The 19,182-nt window shown below is 74.8% G+C and carries 14 protein-coding genes; 3 read left to right on the top strand and 11 right to left on the bottom strand.

Translation table 11 applies throughout. From position 1 onward, the window contains the following. Positions 1-83: 83 nt before the first annotated feature. From ACFU7Z_RS16625 to pdxH, 9 genes are all read right to left on the bottom strand, one after another. Positions 84-797: an aminoglycoside N(3)-acetyltransferase gene (locus tag ACFU7Z_RS16625; RefSeq protein ID WP_380777935.1), complete on the bottom strand. Its 714-nt coding sequence runs from the start codon at positions 795-797 to the stop codon at positions 84-86. Positions 798-958: 161 nt separating this feature from the next. Further along, entirely contained in the window at positions 959-3,385 is a 2,427-nt protein-coding gene (locus ACFU7Z_RS16630; protein WP_380777936.1) for an FxsB family cyclophane-forming radical SAM/SPASM peptide maturase, read from the bottom strand. A gap of 70 nt (positions 3,386-3,455) precedes the next feature. Continuing rightward, positions 3,456-3,641 (bottom strand): hypothetical protein, encoded by a 186-nt coding sequence (locus ACFU7Z_RS16635; RefSeq protein WP_049660424.1) that lies wholly within the window; start codon positions 3,639-3,641, stop codon positions 3,456-3,458. A 326-nt stretch (positions 3,642-3,967) separates the two neighbouring features. Then, the gene (locus ACFU7Z_RS16640; protein WP_380777937.1) at positions 3,968-5,035 is read right to left on the bottom strand and encodes an aKG-HExxH-type peptide beta-hydroxylase; all 1,068 of its coding nucleotides are present in this window, start codon (positions 5,033-5,035) and stop codon (positions 3,968-3,970) included. Positions 5,036-5,128: 93 nt separating this feature from the next. Continuing rightward, on the bottom strand, positions 5,129-6,379 hold the full coding sequence (locus tag ACFU7Z_RS16645; RefSeq protein WP_380777938.1) for an FxsB family cyclophane-forming radical SAM/SPASM peptide maturase: 1,251 nt from the start codon (positions 6,377-6,379) through the stop codon (positions 5,129-5,131). Positions 6,380-6,435: 56 nt separating this feature from the next. Beyond that, positions 6,436-10,449, bottom strand: a complete 4,014-nt coding sequence (gene fxsT / locus ACFU7Z_RS16650) for an FxSxx-COOH system tetratricopeptide repeat protein (RefSeq protein WP_380777939.1) — start codon at positions 10,447-10,449, stop codon at positions 6,436-6,438. Continuing rightward, positions 10,439-11,842 carry a TIR-like protein FxsC gene (locus ACFU7Z_RS16655; RefSeq protein ID WP_380777940.1) on the bottom strand — a complete coding sequence of 468 codons (1,404 nt, stop codon included), beginning with the start codon at positions 11,840-11,842 and terminating at the stop codon, positions 10,439-10,441. Before ACFU7Z_RS16655 ends, fxsT begins: the two co-directional genes overlap by 11 nt. A gap of 299 nt (positions 11,843-12,141) precedes the next feature. Then, positions 12,142-12,333 (bottom strand): FxSxx-COOH cyclophane-containing RiPP peptide, encoded by a 192-nt coding sequence (gene fxsA / locus ACFU7Z_RS16660; RefSeq protein WP_049656076.1) that lies wholly within the window; start codon positions 12,331-12,333, stop codon positions 12,142-12,144. A 144-nt stretch (positions 12,334-12,477) separates the two neighbouring features. Further along, positions 12,478-13,110, bottom strand: coding sequence for a pyridoxamine 5'-phosphate oxidase (gene pdxH, locus ACFU7Z_RS16665; protein ID WP_049656088.1), 633 nt, complete (start codon positions 13,108-13,110; stop codon positions 12,478-12,480). A 438-nt stretch (positions 13,111-13,548) separates the two neighbouring features. Here pdxH and ACFU7Z_RS16670 point away from each other — a divergent pair, with 438 nt between their 5' ends. Then, positions 13,549-14,649 carry a citrate synthase 2 gene (locus tag ACFU7Z_RS16670; protein ID WP_049656080.1) on the top strand — a complete coding sequence of 367 codons (1,101 nt, stop codon included), beginning with the start codon at positions 13,549-13,551 and terminating at the stop codon, positions 14,647-14,649. 175 nt (positions 14,650-14,824) lie between these two features. After that, positions 14,825-15,952: a phosphoserine transaminase gene (gene serC / locus ACFU7Z_RS16675; protein WP_380777941.1), complete on the top strand. Its 1,128-nt coding sequence runs from the start codon at positions 14,825-14,827 to the stop codon at positions 15,950-15,952. A gap of 333 nt (positions 15,953-16,285) precedes the next feature. On the opposite strand, the gene thpR is transcribed toward serC, so the two are convergent. Next, entirely contained in the window at positions 16,286-16,873 is a 588-nt protein-coding gene (gene thpR / locus ACFU7Z_RS16680) for an RNA 2',3'-cyclic phosphodiesterase (protein ID WP_380740355.1), read from the bottom strand. A gap of 46 nt (positions 16,874-16,919) precedes the next feature. Between thpR and ACFU7Z_RS16685 the strand changes: the two genes are divergently transcribed. Next, positions 16,920-17,438 (top strand): GNAT family N-acetyltransferase, encoded by a 519-nt coding sequence (locus ACFU7Z_RS16685; protein ID WP_082345996.1) that lies wholly within the window; start codon positions 16,920-16,922, stop codon positions 17,436-17,438. A 75-nt stretch (positions 17,439-17,513) separates the two neighbouring features. On the opposite strand, the gene ACFU7Z_RS16690 is transcribed toward ACFU7Z_RS16685, so the two are convergent. Continuing rightward, complete coding sequence (locus ACFU7Z_RS16690; RefSeq protein WP_380777942.1) at positions 17,514-18,920, bottom strand: MFS transporter; 1,407 nt, start codon at positions 18,918-18,920, stop codon at positions 17,514-17,516. Positions 18,921-19,182 lie beyond the last annotated feature (262 nt).

Below are 19,182 nucleotides of genomic sequence, written 5' to 3' on the forward strand. Positions count from 1 at the left end.
GGGTGGGGCGGAGGGGTGGGTGTGGGGGCGGGGGGTGGGAAACGGCGGGATCTCTTGTCAGCGGTGGGAACGAGGAGCGGGGTTCAGGGGCGCCCGCGCCGCAGGACGGCCTCGGCCAGGTCGACGGCCTCCCGCACCGGCACCAGCCGGCAGTCGGCGGTGCCGATGCGGGCCGTGGTGACGCCGCGGGCGGTGCGCAGGACCTCGGCGCCGAGGCGGCCGAAGTGGAGGTCGTCCAGGTCGGGGGCCCGGAAGGTGGTCCAGCCGTCCACGCCGACGCAGCGGTACTCGCGCACGGTCACGTCGGGCATGCGCAGGTCGGCGAGGTGGAAGGCGGTGAAGCGGTCCATCGGGACGCCGAGCATCAGCACCCGGGCGTCCAGGTCGTAGAGCCGTCCGAGCGGCGACTCCGGGCCGAGGTGGGAGGTGAGCGGGTGGTGGGCGGTGACCTCGTGGGCGAGCCGGCCCACGGCGGCCCAGGAGGTCTGCGGGTGCCGGCTGCGCACGGCGCCCGGCCAGGAGCGGACGGCTTCCGACAGCGCCCCCATGGAGGGCGAGGCCGGGGTGGTGGCCGGGTCGAAGCGGGGCATCCGGGCCTGGTAGTCGGCCACCTCCGCCGGAGAGAGACCGGCGGTGGCGGACTGGTGGATGCGGGAGGTGGCGGAGTTCTCGGGCGTGGCGGTGTAGGCGACGAGGGTGCCGTCGGGGCCCAGGGCGTCGAGCAGGGCCTCGACCACCCCGGCCGCCCCGCCGGGCACCGGTCCGAGGGAGCGCAACGATGCCTGGACGTGCAGCACCGTGCCGGGACGGACCCCGAGGTCGGCGAGGTCGCGGACGAGGGGGTGGACGGGGGAGGCGACGGCGACGCCGCCGCCGGCGCGGGGTTCGGTGAGGATGGCGTCTCCCGGGGGGTGAGGGCCCCGGGCGGGGGAGGTCCCGGGGCGGCGCGGGTGGGAGGTCAGACCCCGGCCCGTTCCCGCCGTACCCGGTCGGCCGCCTGCTCGGCGGCGGCGGGCAGCGACAGGTCGAGCCAGGGTGCCACGGTGGCACGCATGCCGTCGGCGAAGCGCAAGCCGGTCCCGGTCAGGGCTCCGGAGGTCGCCAGCCGCTCCACGGCCTCGGCGGTGTACCGCCGCCAGAGCGCGAACTGCTCCCGCGCCCGGTCGGCGGCCGTGCCCGGCAGTCCGTCGTACGCCAGGGTGCGGGTGCCCCAGTACTCGGTGACGGCCAGGTGGGCGTACGTGCCCTGGAGCAGCCCTTCGAGCGGCCGGGGGTCGGGCCGCCAGGGGGCGAAGTACAGGGTGGGGTCGGCGCGGTCGTACAGGTCGGTCAGGTCCAGCACCGCGCCGAGTTTGACGTGCTGGAACTCGTGCGCGAGCAGCAGGGCGAGGGTCGGCGCGGTGGCGGGCCGGGCGATGCCGACGGCGCCGTACGCCTGCCGGGCCGCCGAGCTGACGTCCCGGCCGGTCGGGCCCGGCCGCAACGGGGTGACCGTCGTCAGGCCGGCCCGGATGCCTTCCGCGTACCCGGGCAGGTCGCGCCCGAGCAGCTCCCAGGCTTCGCGCAACGCGCCCGTCCAGTCGAGCAGTTCGCTCTCGGAGAGGTGGTCCGCGACGGGGTGGTCGTGGCAGTCGCGCAGCGGGTCGGCGTCCTCCAGGGCGACCGTCCAGCCGCCGGCCAGCCGGACCCGCCGCAGCGGTTCGTCCAGTTCGGTGCGTACCGTGCCGTCGGACGCCCGGACCGCGAGGCCGCCCGCCCGCCCGGTGACCACGGCCTCGCCGTCGGGTACGGCGATCCGGCCGAGCGTCGGCAGGTGCAGCCAGCCGCCGCGTACGGGCACGGCCACCGCGTCGCCCCGGCCGGCCCGCACGGCGGCCGCCGCGGCGAGCGCGGCCAGCGGGCCGAGTCCGGTCTGGAGGTCCCCGGCGAGGCGGCGGGCCGCCCAGGCGCGGGCGTACGGGTGGGCGAGGACGGCGTCCACGGCGGCGGGGGCCGCCGTGTCGAGCTCGGCCAGCAGGGTCCACGCTTCGGCCCGCCCCTGTCCGGAGGCGTCCCAGGCGGCGGCCAGCATCGCCCGGGTGAGGGCGAGTTGGGAGCGGCCGAGCGCGGCGACGGTCTCCGCGCTCCCGTATCCACGCGCGAGTTCGTCGAGTTGCGACGGGGCGAGCGCACCGGGCAGCAGCGGTTCGGCCTCCGGCGATGGCGCACCGGGCACACCGGGCACCCCGGCCGGCTGCGCGGGCACACCGTCGCCGGAACTCCCGCTCCCCGCAATGCCCTTGATGAACGTCATGAGATCACCGCAGTAGACGGAGGGATGGTCGAAGCTGCCTCCCCCATCGTCGCTCCGATAGCGGTGGGCGTACAGCCCGCCACCGCAGGAGCGGACCACGGAGCAGGCGCGGCAGGCCTCGCTCAGTCCGGCCAGGCCGGACTGCCGGGCGGCGATGCCGGGGTGGCGGGCGAGGTCGTCGAGGCTGTGCGCGAAAACGTTCATCCCGGTGGCGGGCGCGCCGTCGTACGCGGTCTTCAGGCTGTCGGCCTGCTCGAAGGTCCCGTCCGTCTCCAGGACGGCCAGGTCGGAGGGCTCCAGTCCGAGCGACTCGGTGAGGCTGGAGAACCCCCGCAGGGTCCGGTGCACGGACTCGAAGGTCCGTACGGCGAACGGCCGCCCGTCCGCGTCCCACAGCCCGTGGACGGTCAGCAGCCAGTCGGCGTACGGGGTGGCACCCAGCTCGGCGGGGCGCCCGGGCGGCTCGTCCCAGGTGGCGTGCGGGAGCAGGAAGTCCACGGCGGGCGGCCGGAGTTCGGCCAGCGCCCGGTACACGGCCACCGGGTCGTTCCGGACGTCCATCGTGCACAGCAGCCCGGCGAACAGGTGCCGGTATCCGGGTTCGTTCAGCAGCGCGACGGCCCGCAGCACCTGCGGGTGGCTGCTGCGTCCGTCGGCGAACCGCCGGTGGCGGTCGTTGGCGGCCTTGTCGCCGTCCAGCGAGATGCCGACCTTGATCTCCTGCTCCGCGAACAGCGCGCAGAAGTCCCGGTTCAGCAGCACGCCGTTGGTGTGGATGCGCAGGTCGAGGGCGCAGCCGGGCGGGAGTGCCGCCCGGAGCGCCTCGGCGGCGCGGCGCAAGCGGTCCGGGCCGGCGAGCAGGGGTTCTCCCCCGTGCAGGACGACCCGGACGGCGGGCAGCCGGTGGGCGGCCGCGTGCTCGCCGATGCGCTCGGCGGCCTTGGCCAGGATCCCGTCCGCGATGACCTTCGGCCGGGACCGCCAGCTGCTGTCCGCGTGTTCGTAGACGTAGCAGTGGTCGCAGGCCAGATCGCACCTGCTGTGCATCTTGACCACGAACTGTGTCAACGGCAGCGGAATCGACGTCGTCATGGAACTGTCCGGTTCGCTTCGATCGGCTCGGTCTGCTCGGCCTGGGCTCCGCCGGGAGTTCCGGGCCGGGTCAGATCGAGGAGTTGAAGGCTGCGACCGGCACGAGGCCGGAGTCCGCGCCGGGGAGCGCGCGCTGGAGCCGGGAGGCGAGCTCTTCCGCGCCGAGTGCGGCGAGGTCGGCGAGCGAGGGGCGTTCCGGCGTCTCCTGAGGGTCAGTGAGCTTGCCGGCCGGCCTGGTGCTGGTTACCGGAGTCATATTCGTTTCCTTAGGCGCGGTTAGGACCTGCCGAGGGTGGGTAAGCCCACCCGGTTGCGACCAATGTAGTGCCCGCGAAGACTCCGCGCGGCACCTTGCGGACTCACGTTGGGCTCCCCGGGCTGCCGACGTCGTACGACAGCGCTTTGGGCCCCCAGAATTCACCCGTTCAGCGGTCGCGCACTTCGCCGTGGCGCGCGCCGAAGCGCGTCGCCGTGGCCCGTGCCCGAACAACCACACGGACCAGCCCCTGGTCACACCCCGGGAGTGCCCCGGGAAGCACCGGAACAATCGCCCCGCCGGGCCAAGCATCCGGCAAGCCGGATTCATTCCCCCGGCCCGCCGAGCGCCCGGACGGCCCGCACCAGCTCCCCGGTGAACTCCAGCCCCGCCGCCGTCAGTTCGCCGCAGCTCAGGAGCGTCTCCCCGGCGCTCAGGGTGTGTGTCCGCCAGCGGACGGACTCCCCCCGCGCACGTGCGACGTCGCCCGCCCCCGCAGCCGCCTCCGCCCGCCAGAAGTCCGCCACCCCCAGGTGCGCGTACGCCCCCTGGAGCAGCGCCCCGGCCGGGCGCGGGTCGGGCCGCCAGGGGGCGTGGTAGGCGGCCGGGCCGTTGGGGCGGTGCAGCGGCACCAGGTCCAGCAGGGCGCCGAGTTGGACGTGCAGGAACTCGTGCACCAGGGCCAGCGCCAGCAGCACCGGATCGTCCGGCAGCGAGGCCGCCACCGCGCCGTACGCCCGCCGGGCGGCGGCGCTGACCGCCTCCCCGCCGGGGGCGGGCCGCAGCGGCACGACGGTGGCCACGCAGGCCGCGACGGCCCGTGCGTGGGGGCGGTGGCGGCGCACCAGGATCTCCCAGGCCTCGGCCAACCGCCGCTCCCAGAGGGCGAGTTCCGCACTGCCCAGCGGACCGGCCGGCGGGCGCCCGTAGTCCACCCGGCGCGGACCGGCGTGGTCGAGCGACGGCGCCCAGCGCAGCCCGTCGCACTCCAGCGCGAGGGCCGGGCCCGGGGCCGGGCGGAGGAACTCGCCCAGCCCGCCGAGCGGGACGTCCTCCCCCGCCGCCGCGCCGCGCAGGCAGTCGGCCGCCCAGGCGTCCAACTCGGGCCGCAGCAACACCTCTTCCCAGCGCGCCCGGTCGCTCCGCTGCAGCGCCCGCACCCGGGCGTACGCCTCCCGGTAGCCGTCGTGCTCCGGCACCGCCCGGCGCAACGCCAGCAGCAGCAGCGCCCGCTTGCTCAACTGCCCGGCGCGCAGCAGTCGGACGGCCTCCGGCCCGCCGCGCGCGGCCGCGACCGCCCGGAACACCGCCCGGTCCACCCCGTGCCGGGGCAGCCCGTCCGCCCCGCGCGCGACCGGCACCCCGGCCGCCACCACCTCGTCCGTCCCCGCCACCGTTCCTCCTCGTGCGTACGGCCTCCGGCCCGGTCGGCCGGCCCATCGCCCAACCCGCCACGCCCGCCCGCGGTCTCCCCGCGCCGGGACGGATCAGCCGGACGGCGGCCGGGCATGACCCGGACGGGTGAGCCGAGGGGCCCCTCGACGCTCCCGACCCACCGACCCGACCTCCGCCTGCCCGGGCGCCCCCGCCAGCTCCGCCACCCCCGCCCGCAGCCGCCCCGCCATGTGCCGGATCAGCCGGTCCAGGTCCGCGCAGTACACCGACGGCTGCCCGAAGCCGCCCGCCGCGTACCGGTGGGCGTACAGCCCCCCGCCGCAGACCCGGGCCAGCGGGCAGCCGGCGCAGACCGGCCCGAGGCCCGCGAGGCCGCGCTGGCGGGCCAGGAAGGCCGGGTGGGCGCCCGCCCGGGCGAAGCCGTGCCGCCACACGTCCAGGCCGGCCCCCGGGGCTCCGTCGTAGGCCACCTTGAGGCTGTCCGCCTGCTCGATCGCCCCGTCCGTCTCGACCACCACCAGGTCGACGGGCGCCAGCCCGACCGCCTCGCTGGCGGCCCGCCCGCCGAGCAGCAGCACCGCCAGCTCCTCGAACAGCCGCACCCCGGTCTCCCGGCGCGGCGCGCCGTACCAGCGGTCGAAGGCGGCGATCAGCCACTCCCCGTACGGCGCGGGCTCCGTGCCCGTCGGCGGCGCGTGCGGCACCGTCCGGGGCGGGGCGCCCGGCGGCGGCTCCCGCCAGGTCGCGTGCGGCAGCAGCAGGTCGAGCCGGGGCGGCGCGAACTCCAGCAGCGCCTCGTAGGTGGCGACCGGGTCGGAGGCGAGGTCGACGACGCACAGCAGGCCGGCGAACAGCTCCCGGTGCCGGTCCGAGCCGAGCAGCCGCACCGCCTCGGCGGTGCGCGCCCAGCTGCCCGCGCCGGAGGGCAGCCGGCGGTGCCGGTCGTGGCCGGCCGGGGTGCCGTCCAGCGAGACCCCGACCGCGACCCGGTGGCGGTGCAGCACGTCGAGCAGTTCCGGTTCGTCCAGCAGCCGCAGCCCGTTGGTCTGCACGGTGAACCGCACCCGGGGCCGGACGGCCGCCAACTCGCCGAGCAGCGCGTCCAGATGGGCCGCGCCGACGAGCAGCGGCTCGCCGCCGTGCAGCACCACGGACACCTCGTCCAGCCCGTGCTCGGCCGCGTGCTCGTCGATCCGCCGGGCGGTGCGGCGGACGGTCGCGAGCTCCATCCGCCGCGGCCGCCCGCGCCAGCTCTGGTCCGCGCCCTCGTACACGTAGCAGTAGTCGCAGGCCAGGTTGCACCGACTGTGGATCTTCAGCAGGAACTGCCGGAACGGCACCATGCCCGTGAGCCTAGGCCACCGGCCCCGGAGCGCGGACCATCGCACCTGACGGCCCGTCACACGTGCGGCGGCTCCACGTCGGAGTCCAGCCGCGTGCCGGCCCGCACCGCGATCGTCGTCGGGTGCTCCTCCCCCAGGGTGACCCGGGCCCGCCGGATGCAGTCCGACCGCAGCTCCGTGGCCCGCTCGGCGTACCCGAGGGCGGCCAGCGACAGCGCGAGGTTGGAGTTGATGCCGATGGCGTCGTAGTGGTCCTGGCCGAGGGCGGCGGTCATCAACGGCTCGGCCTCCAGCTCCAGTTCGAGCGCGGCCTGGAGCTCCCCGGCCAGCGACAGGTCGTTGGCGTGGTTCATCATCGCGATCGGGATGTAGAGGTGGTGGGCGCCGAGGACGCGGCGGAACTGCGCCAGCGTACGGCCGGAGAGCTCGCGCGCCTCCGCCGCGCGCCCCGCCAGCCGCAGGTACACCGAGAGGTTGTTGGCGCCGGCCAGCGTCACCGGGTGGTCCTCGCCCAGGTAGTCGCGGTACCGCAGCAGCGCCCGCTCGGCCAGCGGGATCGCCCGGCCGGTGTCGCCGAGCGCGTTGAGGTCGCTGGCCAGGTTGGTGGCGGCGGCCAGGGTGTCGGGGTGCTCGGCGCCGTTGATGTCCAGGTAGCGCTGGTAGATGTCCTCGTCGATCTCCAGGGCCTCGTGGTACCGGCCGGCCCGGCGCAGCGCCACGGCGAGGTTCTTGCGGGCGCGCAGGGTGTCGGTGTGGCCGTCGCCGATGGTCTGCTGGTAGATCCGGACGGTCTCCTCCAGCAGGTCCAGGGCCTCCCGCAGCCGCCCGGTCTCGCGCAGGTCGCGGGCGTAGTTGGAGGCGGAGGAGAGCGCGTAGAGGCTGTGCGCGCCGAGCGCGTCGCGCTGCTGGAGGTAGTTGCTGCGGTGCCGTTCCAGGGCCGCCCGGCGGTCGCCGGCCAGGTAGTCGGAGACGGCGAGGTTGTTGGTGATCATCAGGGTGCGCGGGTGGTCCGGGCCGAGGGTGCGCCGGGCGGCGTCCAGGGTGCGGCGGTCGAGCGCCCGGGCCTCGTCGTAGCGGCCGAGGAAGCGCAGGTCGGCGCCGAGGCTGTTGGCGACGGCGAGGGTGTGGGAGTGCTCCGGGCCCAGGGTCGCGGTGAAGCGGTCCAGGATGTCCCGGTCCATCTCGTACGCCTCCTGGAGGGCGCCCTGGGAGCGGCGGATGTTGCTCAGCTGGGTGCGCAGCATGAGCGTCTGGGCGTCGTTGTCGACGTCGAAGCCGGGCCCGCCGTAGCCGTCCTGGCGCCAGTGCTCCAGGGTGCGCTCGGCCAGTTCCCGGCCGGACTCGTGCAGGCTGCGCTTCCACTGGTAGCGGACCGAGTCGATGATCCACTGCCGGACGTCCTCGTCGGCGCTGTCGAGCGCCCCGGACGGCCAGAGGTGGGGCAGGAGTTCGGCGTACTCGGCCCAGTTCGCGGGCACGTCCGGGTCGCCGGGGTTGGCGGTGGCGAGCGCGGCGTGGACGACGCCGCGCAGTTCGGCCCGCCGGTCCTCCTCGACCTGGTCCCGCAGCACGGCCTGGACGAGCCGGTGCACGGTGATGGTCTCGCTGCCCTGGTCGGTGCGGGCGAGCCCGAACCGGTTGATGGCGCGCAGGAACTCGCCGATCGCGAGCTTGTCGCGGGGCGCGCGCGGGGGCAGCCGCAGGGCGCGGGTGACGGCCCGGCTGTAGAGCAGCCGCATCGGGATGGCGTCCGGGCCGAAGAAGGCGCAGATCTCCAGGATCTGGGCGGCCGGGGCGTTCATCCGGCGCAGTTCCTCGACCGAGATGCGCCAGGTCGCCGCGGCCGAGTGCGGGTAGTCGGCGGCGCGCAGCCGGGTGCGTTCCAGCATCTCGGTGAGCTCTTCGTCGAGCAGTTCGAGGTAGGTGGCGATCGGCATCGACGTCTCCTGGAGCCAGACGGCGGCCTGGCCGACGGCGAGCGGGAGGTCGCCGAGGCGGTGCGCGACCTGGTCGGCGTCCTCGGAGGAGAGGCCGCCGTTGAAGCGGCGCAGCAGCCGGACGCTCTCCTCGCGGAGGAAGACGTCGACCTCCACCAGGCCGGCGTGCCGGGCCCAGCCCTGGTTGCGGGAGGTGATCAGCACGTGCCCGCCGGAGGAGCCGGCCGGCTGCCAGGGGGCGAGTTCCTCGGGGGTGCCGGCGTTGTCGAAGACGAGCAGCCAGCGGCGGTACGGCTGGCCGCGGCGCAGCGCGTCGAGCACGGTGGCGGCGGTGTGGGCGACGTCGTCGCTGGTGGGCACGCCGAGCCGGGGCGCGAGTTCGGCGAGCTTCTGCGGGATGTTGGCGGGCTCCTCGGCGGGCACCCACCAGACCACGTCGTAGGCGGCCTTGAAGCGGTGCGCGTACTCGGCGGCGATCTGGGACTTGCCGGCGCCGCCGAAGCCGTAGAGCACCTGGCTGAGAACGGCGGCGGGCCCGCCGGTGAAGCGGTTGCGGAGCAGTTCCAGGAGCTTGCCGCGGCCGATGAAGGCGGCGTTGCGCGAGGGCGCGTCCTGGACCTGCGGGGCGGTGCCGGGGAACCGCGCCGGGGCGGCGAACTCCCCGCTGTCGGTGTCGGACTGGCGGCTGCTGCCGGGCGGCGGGCCGAGTTCGGCGTAGAGCTGGGACTCGGCGCCGACCGCGGAGGAGCGGACCAGGTCGGGCGCGGGCTGCCCGGCGAACGGGCGGGGCACCGGCTCGTCCGAGTCCTGGAGCCGGAAGGCGACCAACGCCGGTGAGCCGGAGGCCAGTTCGCGCCCCTGGAGGAGCTGCCAGACCTCGGCGGCCCGGGGCAGCGCGGTGTACTCGGGCGAGAGCAGCGCGAGCAGCCGGCCCTGGCCGTCGACCGGCCCGGCGACCTCGGGCGGCCGGGAGCCGGAGTACGGTTCGGCGGCGCTGTGCAGGGAGGTCTGGTAGCCGAAGCGGGTGAGCGTCCCGGCGGCCCACTCGGCCCACATCCGGTCCTCGGGCGCGTAGCTGACGAACACCTGGCGCGGCACCGCGCGGGCGGAGCGCAGGTAGGCGCCGTACAGCCGGCGGCGGGCCTCGGCGGTGAGCGGGCGCAGGGTGCGGACCCGGCCGTCGGTGATCCAACCGGCCAGCCGTTCGAAGGCGTTGAGCAGGCTGCGGGCCTCCTGCGGCCGGTCGGCGACGGTGGCGGGCACCTCCTCGTAGGCGTAGAAGGGCTTGTACGGCACCTCGACGTCGGCCCAGTAGGCGGCCCGGCGGTCGCCGGCCAGCCAGCGGCCGAGGTAGGGGGCGAAGGCCTCGCGGGCGTAGTCGCGGCCGGCCTCCAGGCGCTCCTGCTCGGCGTCCTCGACCCGCATCGGCACCGGCAGGACCCGGATCGCCCGCTCCTCGGCCTCGGCGATGGCGCGGGCGGCGTCGACGCCGCCGCGGATGTTCTGGACGCTGAAGGTGAAGCAGTCCACCACGGTGTCGGGCATCAGGACGGTGCAGATGCCGGAGGTGTCGCTGACGCCGGTGCGGCTGTCGATGAGCACGTAGTCGTAGCCGCGGGCCCAGCGTTCGCGCAGCTCGCGCAGGAACTCGCCGCCGCGGATGTCCCGGCCGTAGTAGAAGCTGCGCCAGTTGAAGCTGGTGACGGCCGCGCCGTAGGCGGCGTTCTGCCGGCCGGCGGGAAGGAAGTCGAGCCGGCCGCCGGGCGGCAGGTCGAGGGCGAGGCCGCAGACGTAGCCGTCCAGGCGCCCGGGCTCGTCCAGCCAGTCGGCCGGGGACTGCCCGACCGGCCCGGTGGCGGAGGGCAGCGCCTGCTTGACGTAGGAGCGCAGCAGGTCGATCAGGCCGTCGGTGGAGTGCAGTTCCGGGTCGACCAGCAGCGGGTGGTAGTACCGGTGGAGGCCGGGCGCCTCCAGGTCCCAGTCGACGACCAGGACGCGCAGGCCGCGGCTGGCGAGGATCCAGCCGACGTTGGCGAGCGCCATGGTGCGGCCGGTGCCGCCCTTGAAGGAGTAGAACGTGACGACCGATCCCGGTCCGCCGCGCTCCGGCTCCGCGCCGGGCTCAGTGGTCATCGTGCTTCTCCCCCCTCAGCGGGGCGGCGGTGTCCTTGCCCCGGCTCTGGTGCGGCAGGTCCGTGGAACCCGGGAGGCCCCGGTCGGTGTGTGCGGGCCCCTGGCGGGGCCCCGGCGGTCCGGCCGGGATGGCCAGTCCGGGCATCGCCGGACCGGTGTCCGGGCCGCCGCCCGGACCGAAGCCGAAGGCGCCGCCGCCATCGTCCCCCCAATCCAGGTTGTCGTCCATGAGCTTGTTCTGAGCGACCGTCACCATGATGGTGAGGTCGCTGTCGAAGCTCTCCCGGCTCACTTTGACCCGGAACAAGTGCTCCAGGTCGCTCCGGCGCAGCCAGTTGCGCCGGAAGACGTCGCGCACGCCCGCCCAGAGCGCGTCGCGCTCCGGCCCGTCGGCCGGGTCGTCGCTGCCGGCGGGCACCATCACGCCGGTGACCGGGTGGTTCTGCTCGTCGTACGCGCGCAGCGCGGAGCGGTAGCGCTCGCCGCCGGCCACCCACGGGTCCACCAGCAGGATGCTCACCTGGCTGTCCTCGCGGGCCTGGTCGAGCTTCTCGGCGAGCGCGGTGTCGACCTCCTCCAGCGTGGTGGTGTGCCCGGCGCCGGTGATCACCTGCTGGGCGCGGGCCGCCAGGGACGGCTGGACGGGCGGGTGGTACGGCGCCCAGTGCCACGGCTTGGCGCCGTACCAGCCGCCCGCGCGGGAGTCGCCCGCAGCCGCCTCCGGGGCCCGCCCGGCCGCGATGAACAGCCGCACCATCCCGGGGCTGGAGGCCACCGGCGGCGCCGCCGGGGGCGGGAAGTAGCCGCGTACGGCGCCGAGGTCGAACTCGGGCAGCACGCCGAGCCGGCGCGCGGCCGCGTCCCGGACCCGCTCCGCGACCACCCGGACGACCTGCTCGTACGCCCCGCTCTGCGCGGTGCGCAGCAGGGCCCGCAGGCCGTACCGGGCGTAGGCCTCGCCCATGTCCGGCTGGGCCCACTGGATCTTGTTCACCTCGTCGGCCAGGCCGCCCGGCTCGACGGGCTCCCAGAGCACCGGGACGAGCGCCGGGATGAGCTCCCCGGTGTCCTCGTGGTGGCGCCGGACCCGGCCGCGGAAGGCGGTCCACTCCTTGCCGCAGTAGAGGCTGGCGAAGTAGGCCGGGGAGTAGAGCGCGACCATGGTCCGGCTGCGGCCGAGCATCGTCGCCAGCTTCTCCGCCCAGTCGTCGCCCAGCCGCAGCCGCTCGGTGTCCCGGTAGGCCAGCTCCTCGATGCGCACGCCCGTGCCGACCAGCCGGCCGAGCTCGTCCCGCAGGTCGTTGAAGAACTGGTTGACGAAGGCGTCCTCGGCCTCGTAGTCCCGACGCGCGTAGCTGAAGAAGAAGTACGGCCGGTGCTGTTCGTGCTCCATCACCTGTTCCCCCCGTGCCCGACGGTCCGCGACGGCGCTGGTTTCATACCCCAGCATGTCGCGAACTCCACCGCCAGTGCAGGGGAGTTGGGGGATTCGGCGGCCGCGTGGGGTTTAGCCGGTGGCCAGGCGCACTCCCCCGACCGGGGGCGCTCCGGCGCTCGGGGGCGCTCCGGCGCTCGGGGGCGCGCCGGCGGGGGCGCGGGCGCCCGTCGGGCCCGACACGCCGGGCGAGGGGCGCGGACGGTGAACGGAGGGCGCGGACGCCGGGCGGGGGCGCGGGCGCGCCGGGCGGCGCGCTACCGGTCGAGCGCCGACTGGAAGGCGGCGAGCGGCTCCGCGCCGGGGGTCAGGGCGTCCGCGACCACCCGGCGCAGCAGGTCGCCGAGGACGGTGTCGGGCAGGGCGTCGAGTTCGTCGAGCGGCAGGGCGGCGACGTCGACCAGGTCAGAGCCGAGTCCAGCGGCGGTTTCCGCACCGGTGACGCCCATCAGTCCCTCACTCGATCGTGTCGGCACAGCGGGCTGCCGGCCGCAAGTGCATCGACCCAGGTCCGCGACGGGCATCCTACACCCGGGGGATGACGGTCCATCAGCTCCGCGCGAGCGCCGCGCGGAGCCTGTGGGCCGAACGGATCACGGGCAGAGCCGCTCCACCCGCCACCCCGTCGGGCTGGACGGGTCGGCGACGTAGCGGAGCCGGTCGTGCAGCCGGTTCTCCCGGCCCTGCCAGAACTCGACGCTCCGCGGGACCACCCGGTACCCGCCCCAGAACGGCGGGACGGGCACGCCCTCGCCCTCCGGGTAGCGGCGCTCCAGCTCGGCGTACCGCTGTTCGAGGACCTCCCGGCCGCCGACCGGGCTGGACTGCTCGCTGGCCCAGGCGCCCAGCTGGGAGCCGTGCGGGCGGGTGCGGAAGTAGGCCGCGGTCTCGTCCCGGCCGACCTTCTCCACCCGGCCCTGGACGATCACCTGGCGGGCCAGCGCGATCCACGGGAACAGCAGCCCGGCATGCGGGTTGGCGGCCAGCTCGGAGCCCTTGCGGGAGCCGTAGTTGGTGAAGAACACGAAGCCGCGCAGGTCGTAGCCCTTGAGCAGGACGGTGCGCGAGCTGGGCCGCCCCTCGGCGTCGGCGGTGGAGAGCACCATCGCGTTGGGTTCCACCACCCCGGCGTCGTCGGCGTCGTGGAACCAGCGGGTGAACTGGCCGATCGGCTCGGGCGCGAGCTGCTCCTCGACCAGGCCCTCGTGGCTGTAGTGCTTGCGCATCACGGTGAGGTCCGGGCCGGGGCGGGCCTCGTCGGCCAGGGTCCGGTTGGCGGGGCTCGGGGGCGTCGACTGGGCGCGATCCGGGGTCTGCACGCCAACATCATCCCGTACGACAAGCAGCGGGCACCGCTACCTCCGGACAAACCCCGGTGGGAGATCAGGTGACCCTCCACCGCTCGGCCGCCCGCCCTGCGGGGAATTGTCCGGAACCGGACGTTTGGTTCCGGCGATTCCAGGGGTTCCGGGAGCGCCACGGGCCCGGCCGGCCCCTCCGGCAGGGAAAGTCAAACGGGTCGACGGGAAACATCACCATGGTGGTGTATGGCGCAATGCACCCCGTGCCTGTCACCCTGGCACCGAGTGCCAAACACCATTCGGTCACTGGCGCGCCGCCCCACCACGGCGGAGCGCCGATCACAGAACTGAGGGAGCCGTCGCATGTCCGATTTCGTACCCGGGCTTGAGGGAGTCGTCGCGTTCGAGAGCGAGATCGCCGAACCCGACCGTGAGGGCGGCGCCCTGCGGTACCGCGGTGTCGACATCGACGACCTGGTGGGCAGCGTCTCCTTCGGCCACGTCTGGGGCCTGCTGGTGGACGGCAAGTTCAACCCCGGCCTGCCGGCCGCGGAGCCGTTCCCGATCCCGGTGCACTCCGGCGACATCCGGGTCGACGTGCAGTCGGCGCTCGCCATGCTCGCCCCGGTCTGGGGCCTCAAGCCGCTGCTGGACATCGACGCTGAGCAGGCCCGCGACGACCTCGCCCGGGCCGCCGTGATGGCACTCTCCTACGTCGCCCAGTCGGCCCGCGGCCAGGGCCTGCCGATGGTCCCGCAGAGCGAGATCGACAAGGCCGAGACGGTCGTCGAGCGGTTCATGATCCGCTGGCGCGGCGAGCCGGACCCGAAGCACGTCAAGGCCGTCGACGCCTACTGGACCTCCGCCGCCGAGCACGGCATGAACGCCTCCACCTTCACCGCCCGGGTCATCGCCTCCACCGGCGCCGACGTCGCGGCCGCGCTCTCCGGCGCGGTCGGCGCGATGTCCGGCCCGCTGCACGGCGGCGCGCCGTCCCGCGTGCTCGGCATGATCGAGGAGATCGAGCGCACCGGCGACGCCACCGCCTGGGTCAAGAACGCCCTGGACAAGGGCGAGCGCCTGATGGGCTTCGGCCACCGCGTCTACCGCGCCGAGGACCCGCGCGCCCGGGTGCTGCGCCGCACCGCCAAGGAGCTCGGCGCGCCGCGCTTCGAGGTCGCCGAGGCGCTGGAGAAGGCCGCGCTGGAGGAGCTGCACAACCGCCGCCCCGACCGCGTGCTGGCCACCAACGTCGAGTTCTGGGCCGCCATCATGCTGGACTTCGCCGAGGTCCCGGCGCACATGTTCACCTCGATGTTCACCTGCGCCCGGACGGCCGGCTGGTCGGCGCACATCCTGGAGCAGAAGCGCACGGGCCGGCTCGTGCGCCCCTCCGCGCGCTACATCGGCCCCGGCCCGCGCCGCCCCGAGGAGATCGAGGGCTGGGACGCCATCGCCCGCTGACCCCCCGGTCGGCGAATACCGGACGAGCGTCCGGTCAGTGCCCCTGAGCAGCGGGTCCGGCTCCGGCCGGGCCCGCTGCCGCACGTTTCCGGGCGGCTCCCCGAGCAACCGTGACCGCGGTCTCAGCGGGCGGACGGCCGTACCCCGCCGGGCCCCCGGCCGGTAGGCTGCGCGCGTGGCTCAGATCCAGATCCCCGCTGACATCAAGCCCGCAGACGGCCGTTTCGGCTGCGGACCGTCCAAGGTGCGCCCCGAGGCCCTGAGTGCCCTCGCCGCCACCCAGACCTCCCTGCTCGGCACCTCGCACCGCCAGGCCCCGGTCAAGAACGTGGTCAAGCGCGTGCGCGAGGGCGTGAGCAGCCTGTTCTCGCTGCCGGACGGCTACCAGGTCGTCCTCGGCAACGGCGGCTCCACCGCCTTCTGGGACATCGCCGCCTTCGGCCTGGTGCGGGAGAAGTCCCAGCACCTGGACTTCGGCGAGTTCTCCTCGAAGTTCGCCTCCTCGGTCAAGGCCGCGCCGTGGCTCGGCGAGCCGACCGTGATCAAGACCGCCCCGGGCACCCACCCGCTGCCGGTCGCCGAGGCCGGCGTGGACGTCTACGGGCTCACCCACAACGAGACCTCGACCGGCGTCGCGATGCCGATCGCGCGCCCGGCCGGCGCCGACGAGGGCTCGCTGGTCCTGGTGGACGCCACCTCGGGCGCCGGCGGCCTGCCGGTGGACATCACCGAGACGGACGTCTACTACTTCGCCCCGCAGAAGTCCTTCGCCTCCGAGGGCGGCCTGTGGCTGGCCACCTTCTCCCCGGCCGCCCTGGAGCGCGCCGCCGAGATCGCCGCCTCCGGCCGCTACATCCCGCCGTTCTTCTCGCTGCCGACGGCCATCGACAACTCGTCGAAGGACCAGACGTACAACACCCCGTCGCTCTCCACCCTCTTCCTGCTGGCCGACCAGCTGGAGTGGCTGAACGGCAACGGCGGGCTGGACTGGGCGGTCGCCCGCACCGCCGACTCCTCGTCCCGGCTGTACTCCTGGGCCGAGAAGTCCCCGTTCGCGACCCCCTTCGTGGCGAACCCGGCCGAGCGCTCCCAGGTGGTCGGCACCATCGACTTCGACGAGTCGGTGGACGCCGCCGCGGTCGCCAAGGCACTGCGTGCCAACGGCATCGTGGACACCGAGCCGTACCGCAAGCTGGGCCGCAACCAGCTGCGCATCGCGATGTTCCCGGCGATCGACCCGGCGGACGTCGAGGCGCTCACCCACTGCATCGACTACGTGGTCGAGCAGCTCGCGCAGGTCTGACCCGGTCCCCCGAGGACACGGCCGAGGGCCACCGCCGACGGGCGGTGGCCCTCTCGCCGTTCCCGGGGTCCTGGGGCGTGTCTGTGCCCGGGCGGGCCTCAGGCAGGCTCAGGCAGGCCCCGGACGGGCCTCAGGCAGGCCTCAGCGGCCGACCAGCGAGCTGATCAGCACGACGACCAGCATCAGCACCAGGGTGCCGGAGACGATGCGCATACGAGTCTTGGGATCCACGGTCAACGAGCGTACCTCCGGCTCACCCCGGACTCCGCCGGGCCCCTGCCCCACCGCCCCCCACGGCCCGCCCCGCGGCGCTCAGCGCTCAGCCCTCAGCCCTCAGCCCCAGTCGGCCAGCGCCCAGGTGCGCAGCGACACGTAGCGCGCGGAGCCGCCGCCCTGGTCGCTGCGCACCAGGTGCAGCTCGGCGGCCTCCCACTCCGGCCCCCGGTAGTCGGCCAGCGCCGCCACCAGGCCGTCCAGCTCGGCCGCCGCGACCCGCTGCACGGCCCGCCGGTGCCCGCGCGAGGAGCCCGCCCGGGCGAGGGTGAGGTGCGGGTGGAAGGCGAAGTCGTCGGTCGCCCCGGTGACCTCGGCGGTGGCCCCCGTGACGGCCTCGGCCAGCCGGCGCAGCGCCCAGGCCTGGCCCTCGACCCCGGCCCAGAGCACCCGGTCGCCGAACCGCCCCGCGCCCGCGATCCGCAGCCGGTGCACCGGGTTGACCTCGGCGACGGCGGCCAGGCCCGCCGCCAGCTCCGGCAGCCGCTCGGCGGCCACCTCGCCCAGGAAGGCCAGGGTCAGGTGCCGGCCCTCGGCGCCGGTCCAGCGCAGCCGCTCCGCCCCCGGCAGCTCCCGCAGCGGCGCGACCGCGTCCGCGAGCCCCTGCAGCGCCTCGGTCGTCGGCAGCACCGCCACGAACAACCTCATGGATCAATCTTCCCGCGACCGGCCGTCTGGGGTAGAACGGTCTTCCATGAAGATCCGCAACGGGGGGTCCGCGGACGTCCCCGACATCCTGTCCCTGCTCGACGGCGCCGTCTCCTGGCTGACCGCCCAGGGCCGTACCGGCCAGTGGGGCGACCAGCCGTTCAGCACCAACCAGGCCCGGATCGACCAGGTCTCCTCGTACGCCGAGGAGCCGTTCCTGATCCGCCTCGCCGTGGACGAGGACGGCCGTACGGTCGGCTGCTGCGTGGTCTCCGAGGACCGCGGCCGGTGGATCCCCGCCGTGGACGAGCGCGAGCTGTACGTCCGCAACCTGGTCACCGACCGCACCCGCAAGGGCTCCGGCATCGGCGCCGCGCTGATCGCCGACGCGATCGAGGAGGCCCGCCGGCGCGGCATCGGCCTGCTCCGGGTGGACTGCTACGGCGGCGCCGACCGCAAGCTGGTCGGGCTCTACCGGGCGCTCGGCTTCACCGAGACCGTGACGTTCGAGGTCGAGCAGCCGCACGGCCTCTGGCCCGGCCAGGTGCTGGAGATCCGGCTCTGACCCGTCCGCCCCTGAACCGTCCGGGCTCCTGAACCATCCGGGCCCCCGGGGCGCCCCCGGGGGCCTGACACGGCATCAGCAGGCCGCCGCCAGCTCCGACTTGCTCGCCGCACCGGTCCGCGGCACGAAGGCCACCACCCGGCCGCCGCGGCCCGGGTGCAGGTCGAACCGCACCCGCAGGTCCGCGCTGCGGGCCAGCACCAGGCCGACCGCGCCGGCCGCCGCCGCGGAGACCAGTCCGCAGGCCAGCAGGCCGAGCCGGGGCCCGTACGAGGCGGTCACCCAGCCGACGACCGGGGCGCCGATCGGCGTGCCGCCGGTGAAGACCAGCACCAGCAGGCCCATCACCCGGCCGCGCATCTCGGGGTCGGTGGACAACTGCAGCATGGAGTTGACGGAGGTGTTGAAGCTCAGCCCGAACACCCCGATGAGCATCAGCAGCAGCGCGAAGGTCCAGTAGTCGGGCGCGAACGCGGCGACCACCTCCAGCGCTCCGAAGGCCAGCGCCGCGCCGACCAGCCGGCGCAGCCGCGGCACGCCCCGGCGGGCGGCGAGCAGCGCACCCGCCAGCGAGCCGATCGCCATCGCGGTGTTCAGCAGGCCGTACTGGCCGGCGCCCACCTTGAAGGTGTCGTACGCGAAACCGGAGAGCAGCGTCGGGAAGTTGAAGCCGAAGGTGCCGATGAACCCGGCCAGCACCATCGGCCAGAGCAGCTCGGGCCGCTCCCTGACGTACCGCAGGCCCTCGCGCAACTGCCCCTTCTCGCGGGCGATCGGCGCGGTCGGGCGCAGTTCGGACTCCCGCATCGCGAGCAGCCCGCCGATCACGGCGGCGAAGGACAGCGCGTTGACGGCGAACGCCCAGCCGCTGCCGACCGCGGCGATCAGCAGGCCCGCGACGGCGGGGCCGACCAGCCGGGCGGTCTGGAAGTTGGCGGCGTTCAGGCTGACGGCGTTGGCCAGGTCCTTCGGGCCGACCATCTCGGAGACGAAGGCCTGCCGGGTCGGGTTGTCCACCACGGTGACCAGGCCGAGCAGCAGCGCGAAGGCGTACACGTAGTACGGCGTCACCACGCCGCCGACGGTCAGCACCGCGAGGCCGACGGCCAGCAGGCCCATCGCGCCCTGGGTGTAGATCAGCAGCCGGCGCTTGGGCATCCGGTCGGCGAGCACGCCGCCGAACAGTCCGAGCAGCAGCATCGGCAGGAACTGCATGGCGGTGGTGATGCCGACCGCGAGCGGGCTGCCGGTGAGGCTCAGCACCAGCCAGTCCTGGGCGATGCGCTGCATCCAGGTGCCGGTGTTGGACACCACCTGGCCGGCGAAGTAGTAGCGGTAGTTGCGAACGCGAAGGGAGGAGAACATCCCCCCGGGCCTCGTGAAGCGGGCGCCTGTGGGAGATGTGGCCGATGGGGATCGGCCGGGAGCGGCGGGGTCCGCCGCGGTGCGTTCGTCGGGGTCGTCGTCGCCGTTGCCGGGCAGTCCCGTGGGGGCGGGTGCCTGGGCTTCGGCGGCCGCGGCACTGGCCGCGGCGGGGTCGGTGGTGGGCTCGTCGGTGCGGATGGCGGCGCTGGCTGCGGCCGTCGGTGTCACGTTGGTCTCCCCTCGCGGCGCGACGGATCCCCGAGGCGGTACGGCAACTCGCCGGCTTCGAGGACGAGCTGTACGGCATCCCCTGGGGCACCGACGGCCGCGTCCTCTACTACAACAAGGAGTTGTTCGCCGAGGCCGGACTGCCCACCAC

The sequence above is a fragment of the Kitasatospora sp. NPDC057518 genome (assembly GCF_042802075.1).
In the GTDB taxonomy this organism is placed as follows: Bacteria; Actinomycetota; Actinomycetes; order Streptomycetales; family Streptomycetaceae; genus Kitasatospora.

Coding starts and splice junctions, on each gene's coding strand:
- ACFU7Z_RS16655 (WP_380777940.1), bottom strand. CDS start 11,842: ATGGAGCACGAACAGCACCGGCCGTACTTCTTCTTCAGCTACGCGCGT.
- pdxH (WP_049656088.1), bottom strand. CDS start 13,110: ATGCGCAAGCACTACAGCCACGAGGGCCTGGTCGAGGAGCAGCTCGCG.
- ACFU7Z_RS16685 (WP_082345996.1), top strand. CDS start 16,920: ATGAAGATCCGCAACGGGGGGTCCGCGGACGTCCCCGACATCCTGTCC.
- ACFU7Z_RS16645 (WP_380777938.1), bottom strand. CDS start 6,379: ATGGTGCCGTTCCGGCAGTTCCTGCTGAAGATCCACAGTCGGTGCAAC.
- fxsA (WP_049656076.1), bottom strand. CDS start 12,333: ATGGGCGTCACCGGTGCGGAAACCGCCGCTGGACTCGGCTCTGACCTG.
- ACFU7Z_RS16635 (WP_049660424.1), bottom strand. CDS start 3,641: ATGACTCCGGTAACCAGCACCAGGCCGGCCGGCAAGCTCACTGACCCT.
- ACFU7Z_RS16670 (WP_049656080.1), top strand. CDS start 13,549: ATGTCCGATTTCGTACCCGGGCTTGAGGGAGTCGTCGCGTTCGAGAGC.
- thpR (WP_380740355.1), bottom strand. CDS start 16,873: ATGAGGTTGTTCGTGGCGGTGCTGCCGACGACCGAGGCGCTGCAGGGG.
- ACFU7Z_RS16630 (WP_380777936.1), bottom strand. CDS start 3,385: ATGACGACGTCGATTCCGCTGCCGTTGACACAGTTCGTGGTCAAGATG.
- fxsT (WP_380777939.1), bottom strand. CDS start 10,449: ATGACCACTGAGCCCGGCGCGGAGCCGGAGCGCGGCGGACCGGGATCG.